Below are 12,725 nucleotides of genomic sequence, written 5' to 3' on the forward strand. Positions count from 1 at the left end.
CTGTAATCGACGGGAACGAATTCGATCGATTTCGCCTGCCACAGGCTCTGCGGGGACGCCCATCGGTTTATGCGCCGTGCCTCACACTAGCAGTGCCGAACATTTGAACAACAGATGATTTTCCCATCAATCAGCGTGAATTTCGCACAGTCAAAGCTTCAGTGCCGCATAGCAATGCAACAGTTCTGGGTCGTGCCGATCGGCGGTCACCCGAAGATAGTCGTATGGTCCGCGCGCCGCGTCTATCCGGTCGACCGAAACCAGCCGAAGGAAGGCGGTGCTATCCAACATGCCCATCGAGACCGACTCCGCGACAACATGATTGATGTGAACCACGTATTGTTCGAGCGTCAAGCCTGAGCTTTCTACCGTGAGCGTCGCCGTTGCGGTTTCCGCGTTTCGCCTATTGAACGAGGCCACCGCTCGCGTCGTCCGCGGTACGCCAGTGGCAGCGAACAACGGCCGCAATAGTTTACGAAGCCCGGTGACGGCACCGAGGTCGTCGGGGCGATACCACGCTATTGTGCCATCCGCCGAAACATGGTCCGGTGGATATCGCGTCGCGATGTTCTCCGGTAGACCGGCCAGATAGACGGTGCGTGTGAAACTCGCACACCACCGGTTGCGTACCTCCGCCGGTAATCCCGAGGCGAAGGCGAATCCGGATTCGATGAAAACGGCCGGATCGAAAGCGGAGACGACGGCCACGGCGCAGGGTCGATCGGCGGTCGGAAAATCCTCGTCCAGTCGTTGCGCCCATGCTATCCGGCGTTTCGCTTCACGCCGCAGAAGTTCCTGTGTGAACACGACGGTCGTCCTTTATCAATTGCTCGGTCAATGCTTCGACGACTTGTTCGGGTGCCAGGTCGCCGACCTCGATACGGCTCACCCGAATGCGGGACGGCAGGTTTTCCAGCACCCGCAGGTAGCCGGCCCGAACCGTCATCAGGTGACGGCGGGTCTCGTGCAGTTCTCGTGGTCCCTGCCTGCTCGCGAGTCGTTGGAGTGCTTGCTCGACCTCGAGATCGAGCCACAGCACGCGCTGGGGCAGCGTTGCCTGCAGCAGCGGGGCGATCTTCGCCAGGAACGGGCCGAAGCCATGATCCGCCAACGCCATCAAGTCGCTGGTGAGCACGGTGAGGTCCAGGGTGGTGCCCAGTCGCCGGTTCTGCGCGTCCATCCACCGGGTGATCAGACCACGTTCTTCGGCCGACACCCGGTCGCGCCATTCCGGGATGCCCGCCGCGACCCCGGAACTCTCGATCATCCGCCGGAAGAGCGGCAGGTACACGGCGGCATCGATGATCGGATGCCGATCCGACAGGACGACCGAGGGCGCCAGCGCGCGGATCACGAACTGCTCCGTCGGGCCGTATATGCACATCTGCAGATAGAGCGAGGCGAGTTTGAGTCGCTGACTACCCAATTCCTCTGCGGCAGTGCGCAATCGATCCAAAGCCAGGGACAGGTCCCGAAGCGGGGCGTCGGCGACCTCATGGTTGCGCATCGACGACAGGACCGCGCAGTGTGCGCCGAGCCGGTGGCCGACGAGACGTATCGCGGTCGATTTCCCGGCGCCGTCGATGCCGACGATCGCCGCGACGATGGGTTCCCCTTGCGTCATCGGGTCTCCGATTCCAGCGCAAGCAAGCGCATCGTGGTCGGCACCACCCTGTCGAGAAACGGCAGCGCCTGATGCGAGTTGGCCATCAGGTAGAGCTGAAGCCTGGTGGTGGCGAAATCCCAGAGGGCCCAACGGTATCCGGCTCGCCAGACGTCTTCGTGCCATTCGTCCGCGCCGTTGCGGCCGATCGCACGCCGGTGTCGCTCGATGAGCTCGGCGGCCGCATCGGCGGTGGCGTCCGGGGTGAGCACGAAGGCCATGAGCTCGACCAGATCTCGCTGCGGGACATGCAATGTCGACAGTTCCCAGTCGTAGGCGACCAGGCTGAGGTCCGCGGCGCGCAGCGCGATATTGCGCGGGTTGAAGTCGCCGTGCACCAGCGTGCGTGGCAGCGCGGCCAGGTCAGGCCACCACGACCCGACGGCGTCGATGATCTCGAGCAGTCGCCGAGTGTCGTTCTCGGTGAGCAACTTCGGAAACTCGTCGGCATTGTGCCGGACCAGAGCTGTCCACAGCGGACCCATCAGCGCCGCACGGTGTGCCGTCTGCGGCTCACCAAGCCAGCCCGCCGTCACGAGGTCGTCTTCGCGGCCGAGCCAGGCCGCGTGCACGGCCGCTATCCCCTCGATCGCGGCGTGCACATGGTGCGGTTGCCAAGCGTCGACGGAATTCAGCAGGATCACATCGGCGCCGAGCCGCTCCAGCAGGAGCACGTATGCCTCCCGCGCTGGGTCTTCGAGCAGGCCCCAGAGGTCGGGCATCACCTGCCGTAAAGCCTTGTCCGCGTTGCGATACAGGGCGAGCTCCCGGGTGTGGGTGTGCTTGAAGCCGGTCCACTCCCGATAGCGCGAGTACTGTTCGGCCACCTCACCGCCGCACAGCGAGGCGATCTTGCCGACCTCGATGATGACTTCGCTGTCGAGCGGCTTAACCTTCGCGATCAGCTCCGCGGTCTCGGTACCGGCCCCCGGGTAGGTGTATTCGACCCGGATGGGCACGACACCGGTGAACTTACGGCGCTCCCCCGCACCCACCGCGTCCGTCAGCAGGCTCGACATACCCCCCTCGCCGAGGATCGCGACATCGGACACGACCAGCTCGGGGCGCTCCAGCGTTTCGGCAAGCAGCGCGCCGACCAGCTCGCGATTCAGCGAGTCCGGCCGCAGCCAGTCCACCCGATGCGGGCGGCCGAGCCGCTCGTGGGCGTCGGCGAAATGGCCTGCCGCGATAGCCGCGGCCGTCGACAGATCGAGGGCGAGTGCGAAACCACCGATGATCTCCGCGAGCCTGCGCGCGCCGCCCTCGCCCGCACAGCCCATCGCGGCGAGATAGTCGTTCTGCTGAGCCAAACGCGTACCGCCGCCGACTGTTCCGACGATCAGGTTGGGCAGCACGACACCGGCCAGCAGGCCGTCATCGGTCACCTCCGTCGTGAACATCGCCGCGCTCGACTCGTGCACGCTGGCCACGTCCTGTCCGGTGGCGAGGAACATCGCCGCGATGACGTTCGCCGCATCGACGTCGGCCAGCGCCATGCCACCGAACTGGGCGGCCTGCTGCGCCCTGCGCCAGGTCTTGTCGACCGAGCGCGCGGTGGTCTTGAGCACCCGCCGCAGGGTCTCGTGGTCGATCAGGCACTCCGCGAGTACTCGCGACCCGCGGCCGCCGAGGCGGTTCAGCGCGGACAGTTTCTTGTCGCCGCTGAAATTGCCCTCGACCGTGAACCAACTCGGCACCGGCAGCCCTGGCTCGGTGAGGCGAGCGCTGATCCACTGGCAGGCACGCCAGGTCGCGACCGTGGTCATGTTCTGGCCCGCGGCATCGGCGGTTTCGTACACGAAACGCACATGCACGATCCGGCCCAACTGCACCGGATCCAGCTGAATGAGCGTGGAGTGCCGCGATACCGAGCGCACCTCCTCCGCCAGCGCGGCGAGCTGGCCGCGCACCCACTCGGCGAACCGGGCGGCCTCGGCGAGGTCGCCGAATTCGAAGGCGGGCGCGCGCACCATCCGTTGCCACACCACCCGGGTCGTCACGCCGCCGGAGCGGGTGATCGCCCGCGACCCACGCGCCACCGACGCGACCAAGGCGCCTTCGGTGGTGGCCAGCGGTGCGGTGATCAGCCCGCGGGCGTCGTCGCCGGTGAACAGCATGGGGCCGGCGAGTCCGACCGGGACTTCGACTGTGCCGACGAAGTTTTCGATATTGCCGCGCAGTGTCCGCGCCTCGATGCCCGGCTCCCCGAGGGATCGCAGCGCGGCGCCGCTCTGCAGGCGCAGCCAGTCGAGTCGGTGCTCGCGTGCGGCTTCGGTGTACTCACCGCGGCAAGGCACTTCGTCCTGGTCGATGAATGCGGTCATACCAGTAGCTCCGACCACACGGACGACTTGGGATCGAAGACTCGGTCCTTGACCCGGGGTGGGCGCTGTCCTGCTCGCACTCGCTCGAGCCACGCACTGAAGAAGGCGGTGACGGGTGCCGGATGCACCCGGGCCGGTCCGATGGCATCGATGCGTCGAGCCGCCGCGTAGGAGGGGGATTCCGCGCTGAGGAAGGTGTCGAGCAGGCGCTCGAATCGCGCTACGTCCCTTGGGGTCTCGTCGTGGCGGAAGGCCACGGCGACCTCGTGCCGTGGCGTGTCCGACCCGTCGTCGAGCCGCCAGGTCAGGTTTTCCACCTGCATCCCGCTGGCCGCCGCCGTCTTGTGCATGGCGCGCACCGCCTGGTCCTCTCGCAGCCGGGCGCCACCCGCGGCGAGCTCACCCTGACGTCCGCCGTACTCGATACGCGGTGTCCCGCCGACGAATTCGACGACACGGACGATATCCCTTGTGGCACAACGGTGTATCCCGCCTACCCTGGTCAACACCACATGATAGTCACGGCCCGGCACCACCTCGTTGGCGAGCAATGTCCTACTGGCCGAGGTGATCTTCTCGTCCGCGGGAATGAACTCGTAGAAGGCGGCGGTAGTCATCAGCGGCGAGGCCGACGGATGCCGATCGATCGGCGCGGCCAGCGGCCCCTCGGACGAGCCGATGGGCGCCGGGATGATCCGTACGCCCGGACCGTAGTCCTGGCCGAGGGCCTGCAGATACATGCCGCCGATGTAGTTGGACCACACCACGACTCCGTTCAGCCGCGGCCAGATGTCCTTCGGCCGAACCGTACCGAACCAGTTGGCGAGATTCTCGATCTGGTCGGCTCGCGCCTTGTTCGGCGCGGTGAAGGGCCGACCGTCGAGTGTCCCGTCGCGCAGGTCCCGCACGATCCGCGGCCACCACAGCGCCAGCTGGGTGGGCAGGGCGTGCGCGACGGCCGGGTTGATGGCGAAAACGCAACGGATGTCGTATTCCGCCGCGATGCGCAGGCGCAGATAGGTCCGCTGCAGCGGGTCGACGCCGTCGAAGGAATCGGGCAGGCGACTCCACGCGGCGCGGTTCCCGAGTCCGACGGCCAGGTCCTCGCCGAGGCCACGGTAGTCGAATTGGCTCAACCCGATGTGCGGCGTTCCGTCGGCGGTCCGATCGGTCGGCGAGTAGGGGTCCTGCCACAGGTTCAGGACCGAGTTGTCGTCGTGCAACGCGTCCGGGCACTGCTCCAAAATCGTTGCCAGGCCCACGAAATAGAACGGGAGGAAGCTCTCCCTGAGGTATGACGCGGTCACCGGAATGCGCTTCTCCCGGCCGGTGGTGCCGCTGCTGGAGAAATATACGAAGGGATCCTCGTCGCTCAGGACGTGTGACTTTCCGGCGATCGTTGCTTCCAGCCACGGCTCGAATTCCTCGTGGACACGAATGGGGACAGCCTGCTGGAAGTCGGCGATGCTCCGGACGGACGCGAACCGATGATCCCGGCCGAACTGCGATTCGGCGTTGCGTCGCACGATCGAGAGCAGCAGCTTCTCCTGCACCGTCGCGGCGTCGTCCAGGACGGCGAGCAGTGCCGAGCGTTCTTTGTCGGCACGACGCAGAATTTCGGCTCGCCGGTCCGAGATGTTTTCAGACATAAAGTGTTCCAGCCTCTCGCAATCCCTTGTTCAGGAACGGCAATCAAAGAAAGATGTTCGTGAGCACGCGCGCCGGCGGGGTGCCGCCGAGCAGCGACGACGTCAGCCGGTACGGGTCCACCCAGCCGAACTTCGAGGCGTGCCGCCTGACGTACTCGGCAGGGTCCACGGCGTCGTGCTCCGTCGTCAGCAGCTTTTGCGACCTGGTCATCGCGCGGTAGAGCATGGTCCGATCGAGCGACGGTCCGGCGCTTCGGCCGAGCATCGCGGTGAAGTAGACGCGCATGCCGAGCCGATACGCGTCGAGATCGACGCTCGCCAGGGCCGCCACCGACAATTCACCGAGCGTCGACCCCGCCCAACCGCCGCGCCTGCTGGACACCGTCTGCCCCGCCACCGGCACTCGCCCCAACGGCAGCCGCGAGACCGTGATCCCGAAGTAGCCGATGATCTTTTGCAGCAGAATGAAATCCGGGGAGATGTCGTCGTCGTGCACGAGCAGCACGTGATCGTGCGAATCGACGAGGGGCAGAATGTCGCGCAGCGCGGTGATCACGTAATTCGGATGGCCGTCACTGCCGACAACGATCCGCAGCGGGACGCCCCACCGGGTGCCATCGAGGTAGACCGGCCCGCCGATACCACGATGGTCGAGGCACAATTTCTCTGCCACCAAGGTATTGATCAGTTCGTCGACCGACCAGCGGTGCGGGTGATCCGCGCGGAGCCCGGGGTCCTCGACGCCGAGCTCGTCGAGCTGCCGCGACCACAGCTCGACCATCCGCGCGGTCGCCGGATGAACCCACCCGCTCGTCTCGATCCGCTCGCGATAGCTGCCCGCGGCGTCGAACGTCGACGAACTCGTTTCCACGTGATAGGCGACGTAGAGATTGCCGATCTGCAACTCGTCGAGCTCCGAGAATTCGGCGTGGGGGTGCACTCGGTCGAGATAGTCCCAGAATCCGATCGACTGCCCGGTGAGATTGGCCGTTCGCGGATTCCATACACACGTCACATCGGCGACAAGACGAGAAGCCTTGCGCAACACATCAACCCACAGAAATCCCTTGATGTGCGTCGGCGTCAGCGGCTTGGTCGGCGTGATGGTGACGGGCGCGATCAGCAGTCTCATCCGAGACACCGAATCGCCACGGCAAGTGCCAGATCCGCCTCGGTGCGGACCCACACCTGTGTCGGGACACCGCGGTAGGACGCGATCAGCCCGCTGCCGGAGTGGGTGAGCTCGATCCGCCAGAACAGAAAGTCCTCGAACGCGCCGGTGCCGGACAGCGCCTTGAACGCCGCTTCCTTCGCGGCGAACAGCTCACGCGGGGTGTATGCCCCGGCCGGCGCGAGCAGTGCGCGCCGTTCCGCTTCGCGCAGCACGAATTCCGTTACCCGCGAGCTGATCTCCGCGTTCTCGAGATCGATGCCGACCGCCACCGCGTCGCGGGCCACCACCGCGACCGCGAGGTGATCGGTGTGCGCGATCGAACCGGCGAATCCGTGCGGAAAGCGTGGCCTCCCATCAGGATCGCGGGGCACGACCCGATCGGCGCAGCCCGCCGCGGCCAGCGCCGCGGCGGCCGCGCGACGACCCGCCGCGAACTGCTGAGCCGGCCCGTGCGGCCACGGCACCGCGTGGAATTCGATCCACGTCCCCGGTGCGATACCAGCGGGAAATTCCAGCCCGACAGCCACCATCTATCCCTTCAATTACGCACTGCCACAACGTGGTCGGCCATCGCGCCGATAGAGCGCAGCACCTCGGGCTCGACGTCGTCGCTCCACTCGAAACCGAACGTGTCCTCCATCGCCACCAGCAAGCTGACCAGTCCGTTGGAGGACAGCCCGGCCCGGCGCAGCGACTCGGTATCCGACACGCCGTTGACGACATGGTCGTCGCCGAACAGCTCGGCCAGCAGCGCGCGAATGCCCTGCCTGACCTCTGATGCCGTATCAGTCATGCGATTCCGCTTCTTCGATGAACTTGCGGACGAGCACCTGGAAGCCTTCGGAATCGTCGAGGTGCGGCACGTGGCCCGCCTTCGGCAGGATCTCGTGGCGACCGTTCGGGAACCGCTCGGCCAGCTCCTTGGCGCCGGTCGGGCCGAGCAGGAAGTCGTCGTCACCGGTGAGGATCAGCGTCGGCACGGTGATGCGGGCGAGCAAGTCGGGGCTGGTGGCCGCGTCGAGGTTGAGCCGAAGGCCGTTGGCCAGATCCTCGGGGGTGGTCAGCGCGGTGAAGCTCTCCCGAAGGCCGAGGAAGCCGGGGGTGCCGAGCTCCTCGTTCATGTCCGAGCCGAACACTTCCGGGTACAGCTGGTTGTACAGCGCCGCCATGCCGTGGTTCTCCAGCACGTGCAGCCAGGACCGCTGGATCTGCATGTGCCTGCGCATGCCACGGGGGCCGAGGACCGAGCCAGACATCACCAGTCCCCGAACGCGATCCGGGTGCCGCAGCGCGACGTCCCTGGCGAGCACGGTGGACGCCGACGTACCGATCAGATAGGTCGACTCGATCTCCAGCGCGTCGAGCAGTGCGATCACGTCGTCGGCGTGCTCGTCCCAGGTCGGTTCCTGCGCGACATGGGTGGAGGCGCCGTGGTTGCACATGTCGTAGCTCACGACGCGGTAATGCTGCGGCAGCTCGTTGGTGAACACCCGCCACGACGGGGTGGTCAGGAAGAAGTTGTTGAGCAGCGTGATGGCGGTGCCTTCGCCGCGGGACTCGTAGTAGAGCTCGACGCCCTCCCTGGTACGAATGCGCGGCGCGTCCTCGTGGTAGTTCAGTTCCAGCCGGAACAAGGGCTCGTAGTTAGGCATTGATTTCTATCCCTTTCCTGTTTCTGCGACTGCGGCGCCCGGAAGGACGCGAGCAAACTCGGCGACGACATCGGCCGCCGAGAGTTCCGTGGAGATGGCGCCGCAGTCCTGGCCGCAGTACATCGCCATTTCCTCGATGCGGCCGCTGGTCACGTCGGTCGGTACCGCGGCACTGAAGCGAGGGACCAAATACGACTTTCCTTCGACGACGGTGCGGCCGATGAACTTGGTGATCTGCATCGGGTCTCGGGTGGCCGCGGTGGCCAGCACCCGATGCCGCCGATTGGGCCAGCCGATCGCGTAGACGTCGGTGATCACCGTGTCGGCCGCGTCGGCGGCGGTGACCGCTTCCTTGAAGTACGGGTGGGCCCGCGATTCGTGCGCGACGACGAAGGCACTGCCGAGCAGTACCCCGTCGGCGCCGGCCGCGAGCGCCCGACCGGCCGCGGCCGGTGCGCCGATGCCGCCCGCCGCGACCAGACAGGCATCGGGCAGGCGTTCGCGCAGTGCGCCGACCAGTTCGTCACGGGTCGACGTACCGAGCAGATGACCACCCGCCTCGATTCCCTGGGCGACCACCACGGCGCCTCGCTCGGCCGCGCGCACACCGTCGTCCACGGTCCCGACCTGGACCACGAGATGCCTTCCCGCCGCGGCGATCCGAGAGAACACCGCGTCGCCGGGCATACCGAACAGCGACAGATACACCCGCGCCGGTGTCTCGTCGAGCACCTGCGCCAACTGCTGATCGAGTTCGACCGGCCCGACCACCTCCGGAATCAGGTTCACGCCGACCGGCCGATCGGTACCCGCACTCAGCCGGTCGAGCATGGCCGAGAGCGGGCCGCCGACCAGTTTGTAGCCACCCGTGCAGCCCGCCGCACCCGCGTTGGATACCGCACACGCCAACTCCGGCCCCGCGACGCCGCCCATGCCCGACTGCAGCAGGCTCACGTCGATACCGAGCACCTCCGCCAACGTGGCGCGCATCAGCCCAGTGCCTCGACCGCGGCCAGTGCGGCGGCGGTGTCGCCGAAACGATCGGTCAAGGTGTGCACCCAGCGTTCCAAACCGAAAGCGAGGCAACTGGTGTGGGCCGTGCCGTCGCCGGCCAGGATGGCACACCGCTCGCCGAAGAAGTTCCGGTGGTAATTGACCGAGCCGATCGCCAGGCCGTTGACGACGAACTCCTCCTTCACCGGGAACAGCCGCTGCATTTTCGCCTTACCGCCGTTCTTGTCGAAGAACGGATCGGTGGCGACCTCGAGCCGGACATTCAGACCGAGCTCGGTGCACAGGGCGAGCACGGTCTCCTTGGCGCGGATCAGGTGCTGTTTGGCGCCGTCCTCCGGTCCGACGAAAACGATCTCCCGCATGGAGAATCCGAGCAGCCGCTGCAATCCGTCGTAGTGGTCCTCGTTGCGGAAACACGTGCCGACCGTGGTCCGCATGACCCCCTCATCGGGTAGCACCGCATCGGACAGATCGAGATAGATCGAGTAGCAGGCCGCCGACGGCAACGCGAACGCGGACGGCTCCATCACCGCGGCGGGCATCTCCTCCACCGGCCGTGACCCCTCGGCCAGCACGGCGCCGAGGCGTTGCGGATCGAGCCGGGTCGCGGTCAGGCCGAGATGCGGAAAATTGTCGTAGTAGTCGAAGGTGTCGAGGTCCCGGCACCGCATCAGGTACGGGAACCGGAACTCCGGCGCGTCCCACCCTTCGGCCCAGCGCAGGAACAACGCATCGATCGCACGCAGCAAACGCAGTTGGCCGCCGTCCAGGATTCTCAAGCCGTTGTCGGTCGCGGTGGTCATCATGCTGCTTTCTGGTTGAAGAATCGTGCTTCGATCGCATTGAGGGTGCGGAAGTCGCCGAGGTCGAGCTCTTCCGGATCGATCGCCTCGCCGGTGAGTTCCTCGAGCAGGAAGATGAACTCGACGAAGGCCAGCGAATTGATGGCCCTGCTGTCGATCAGGTCGAGGGTCGGGTCGATATCGGCGAACTGCGGATTCCGGCTCCCGATGAATTCACGCACCGCCGTCATCGGATTCGACATCAGTTGATCGCCTCTCGTCCGACGCCGGACTTGGTCAGGAACTTGCGCGTCCGATTCAGGATCTTGTCGTGTTCGGCGATCCTGGCCGGATGGTTGATCGCCTCGCGGCGCAACGCCAGCGCGTCGGGGATTCCGGCGGCGCGGTAGGCGGCCGGGTTGTACAGCGTGCCGATGCTGTACTGCAGGTAGTTCTCCAGATACGCGGCCACCGTTGGCAATTCGGCCGGATCCCGTTTCGCGACCTGGCCGACCAGGTTGGTGAAGATCATCCGGCCGAACGCGACGTGCCTGCTCTCGTCCTGATGATGGACCCGGTTGATCTCGCGGGCGATGGCGGGCAGCGTCTGGTCGGTCGCCATGAGCGCGTTGAAGTAGTCCACGATCTCCTCGAAGATCAGGATTCGCGCGAAGACGATCAGCTCGCGCGCGACCTCGGACAGGTGTTCCACCGAACTGGCCTGCAGGGTGGGCTGGGCCGGGTACAGCCTGCCGCTGTAGCGCAGGCAGAACTGGGCGAAGAACCACATGTGCTCGTTTTCCTCACCGATGAAATGGTGCAGGAACTCCGAGACATCGGCGTAGACCCGATCGTGAATGCGCATGACGACTTCGCTCAGCAGCTCGCGAATGCCGTGGATGTTCAGGCTGAAGAAGTTCATCGATTCTTCACGGGTCAGCGCGAGCTGCTGTTCCCGGGTCAGGTTGTCCCACATCGGCGTGCCGGCGAGGGTGACCAGGTTTTCGCTCATCCACGGCTTGTCGTGCTCGATCGTGTCCGGCCAGTCGAACATCGTGTAGGGGTTGTAATAGCCGGACTCGGCCATATTTTCCAGCCGATCCAGCTCCAGCTGCACCGGCTCGATTTCGCGTACTGCCATTACCACTCTTCTTTCCAACGAGTTTGCTCGATGATTCAGCTTCGAGGCGTCGATCGGATATCGGCATGCACCTGAACGGGGACCTGCGACCCGCATTCGTGATAACCGAAGGGTGCATTACCGGAAGCGGTGGACGGAATCACCTTGTTGTAGATCGACCCCTGGCACAGTTCTTGGAACTCCGCGGTATCCGGGGACAGCCGCGCGGCTAGCTGTGCCTTGGCGATATCGACGGTCTTGAGCGTGCCGTCGTCGTCCTCGACCTCGACGCAGGCGTGCGGCAGGTCGAGTGCGCCGCCGACCACTCCGCAGAACCAGCCGCGTTTCGCCTCGGCCCGATACCCGGCCGCACGGAACTGCTCGGCCAGGAACAGGCTCGCGGCGATACAGCTCGTCGCGCCGAGGGCGTGCACCAGCGCGTAGTCGGCTTGCATGGCCACCGGGATCATCTGCCAGCGGTAGCCTGCGTCGAGATACTCGCGGGTCAGCCGCCGCAACACCGGCGAGGTCAGCGGGGTCAGCGCGCCGGTCGTGGTGACCGTCGCCGCGTATTCCGCGGCACCCGCGCTCGCCGTCGGCGCCGTCACATCGACGAGACTTCCGCCGAATCGGACGACGTCCGGTGCCTCCAGACGCCAGGGCGCGACCCCCGCACACTCGACACATTCCAGGCGAACCCGGAAATCCCAGGTCTTCGCGCGCAACAGATCGCCGACCGGCCGGCTTGCGAACCGGAAGAGCATGCGGAACGCCAGCTCCGGCTGCGTCTTCGAGGTATTCGAATACATGCCGAGGTTGTACAGATCGTTCGCGTCGAAATGGCGTACGCCTGCTCGCTCCTCGAACGGCAGACCCGCGTCGACGAGGCAGTCGATCTCCGCCGTTCCGCAGCGCAGCATCTCGCGGGCCACGGATTCCGGCTGAGTTCTACTGGAATACTCGGCGGGAATGAATTCGATAGAATTCGCCACGCGAGCCCAGGGCATATTTGCGGTTAAGAATTGCTGCGACACACTATCTCCCATGCAGGACGACCGCGCCGAAGGCCCGGCGCCCGCCATCGTCGCGACACCACCACAGGAATTGTCGGATTACCTACCGCGATCGGTCCTATGGATTACGAGGATGCCGCGAACTCGTCTGTCTCGATTTGCGGAACGAGACCGACGCTACCAGCAGGAGACCGCATCACAATACAGTAATTTTACACGTATAGATATGTGTTTCACATATGCTCGCTCGACACGAGCCTGGCACGGCAAACACCCCTCCCGCTGACGCTGGAGGGGTGCGCGAAATCGGCAACGAGTCCGCCGCGTGCGATGC

At 65.6% G+C, this 12,725-nt stretch carries 13 protein-coding genes; all 13 read right to left on the reverse strand.

The window, feature by feature from the left end:
- Positions 1 to 150: 150 nt before the first annotated feature.
- Genes ACIA8C_RS23090 through ACIA8C_RS23150 form a run of 13 tightly spaced genes read right to left on the reverse strand, consistent with a single transcriptional unit; the run spans position 151 to position 12,370 of the window.
- Complete coding sequence (locus tag ACIA8C_RS23090) at positions 151 to 807, reverse strand: DUF6182 family protein (protein ID WP_397137875.1); 657 nt, start codon at positions 805 to 807, stop codon at positions 151 to 153.
- Entirely contained in the window at positions 779 to 1,624 is an 846-nt protein-coding gene (locus tag ACIA8C_RS23095; RefSeq protein ID WP_397137877.1) for a hypothetical protein, read from the reverse strand. The genes ACIA8C_RS23090 and ACIA8C_RS23095 overlap by 29 nt, the downstream gene beginning before the upstream one ends.
- Entirely contained in the window at positions 1,621 to 3,987 is a 2,367-nt protein-coding gene (locus ACIA8C_RS23100) for a phosphotransferase (protein WP_397137879.1), read from the reverse strand. Before ACIA8C_RS23100 ends, ACIA8C_RS23095 begins: the two co-directional genes overlap by 4 nt.
- Positions 3,984 to 5,636 carry a GH3 auxin-responsive promoter family protein gene (locus tag ACIA8C_RS23105; protein ID WP_397137881.1) on the reverse strand — a complete coding sequence of 551 codons (1,653 nt, stop codon included), beginning with the start codon at positions 5,634 to 5,636 and terminating at the stop codon, positions 3,984 to 3,986. Before ACIA8C_RS23105 ends, ACIA8C_RS23100 begins: the two co-directional genes overlap by 4 nt.
- A gap of 43 nt (positions 5,637 to 5,679) precedes the next feature.
- Positions 5,680 to 6,768: a hypothetical protein gene (locus tag ACIA8C_RS23110; RefSeq protein ID WP_397137883.1), complete on the reverse strand. Its 1,089-nt coding sequence runs from the start codon at positions 6,766 to 6,768 to the stop codon at positions 5,680 to 5,682.
- Entirely contained in the window at positions 6,765 to 7,340 is a 576-nt protein-coding gene (locus ACIA8C_RS23115) for a 4'-phosphopantetheinyl transferase superfamily protein (protein WP_397137885.1), read from the reverse strand. The genes ACIA8C_RS23110 and ACIA8C_RS23115 overlap by 4 nt, the downstream gene beginning before the upstream one ends.
- Before the next feature lie 8 nt (positions 7,341 to 7,348).
- A complete protein-coding gene (locus tag ACIA8C_RS23120) occupies positions 7,349 to 7,603 on the reverse strand; it encodes a phosphopantetheine-binding protein (protein ID WP_397137887.1) in 255 nt (84 codons plus the stop codon).
- On the reverse strand, positions 7,596 to 8,462 hold the full coding sequence (locus ACIA8C_RS23125; RefSeq protein ID WP_397137889.1) for an alpha/beta fold hydrolase: 867 nt from the start codon (positions 8,460 to 8,462) through the stop codon (positions 7,596 to 7,598). The genes ACIA8C_RS23120 and ACIA8C_RS23125 overlap by 8 nt, the downstream gene beginning before the upstream one ends.
- A gap of 6 nt (positions 8,463 to 8,468) precedes the next feature.
- On the reverse strand, positions 8,469 to 9,452 hold the full coding sequence (locus ACIA8C_RS23130; protein ID WP_397137891.1) for an NAD(P)H-dependent flavin oxidoreductase: 984 nt from the start codon (positions 9,450 to 9,452) through the stop codon (positions 8,469 to 8,471).
- The gene (locus ACIA8C_RS23135) at positions 9,452 to 10,279 is read right to left on the reverse strand and encodes a hypothetical protein (RefSeq protein WP_397137893.1); all 828 of its coding nucleotides are present in this window, start codon (positions 10,277 to 10,279) and stop codon (positions 9,452 to 9,454) included. Before ACIA8C_RS23135 ends, ACIA8C_RS23130 begins: the two co-directional genes overlap by 1 nt.
- Positions 10,279 to 10,521 (reverse strand): hypothetical protein, encoded by a 243-nt coding sequence (locus ACIA8C_RS23140; RefSeq protein ID WP_396989585.1) that lies wholly within the window; start codon positions 10,519 to 10,521, stop codon positions 10,279 to 10,281. The genes ACIA8C_RS23135 and ACIA8C_RS23140 overlap by 1 nt, the downstream gene beginning before the upstream one ends.
- Positions 10,521 to 11,399 carry a diiron oxygenase gene (locus tag ACIA8C_RS23145; protein WP_397137895.1) on the reverse strand — a complete coding sequence of 293 codons (879 nt, stop codon included), beginning with the start codon at positions 11,397 to 11,399 and terminating at the stop codon, positions 10,521 to 10,523. Before ACIA8C_RS23145 ends, ACIA8C_RS23140 begins: the two co-directional genes overlap by 1 nt.
- A 35-nt stretch (positions 11,400 to 11,434) precedes the next feature.
- The gene (locus ACIA8C_RS23150) at positions 11,435 to 12,370 is read right to left on the reverse strand and encodes a hypothetical protein (protein ID WP_397137897.1); all 936 of its coding nucleotides are present in this window, start codon (positions 12,368 to 12,370) and stop codon (positions 11,435 to 11,437) included.
- Positions 12,371 to 12,725 lie beyond the last annotated feature (355 nt).

Source organism: Nocardia sp. NPDC051321 (assembly GCF_044455225.1).
In the GTDB taxonomy this organism is placed as follows: domain Bacteria; phylum Actinomycetota; class Actinomycetes; order Mycobacteriales; family Mycobacteriaceae; genus Nocardia.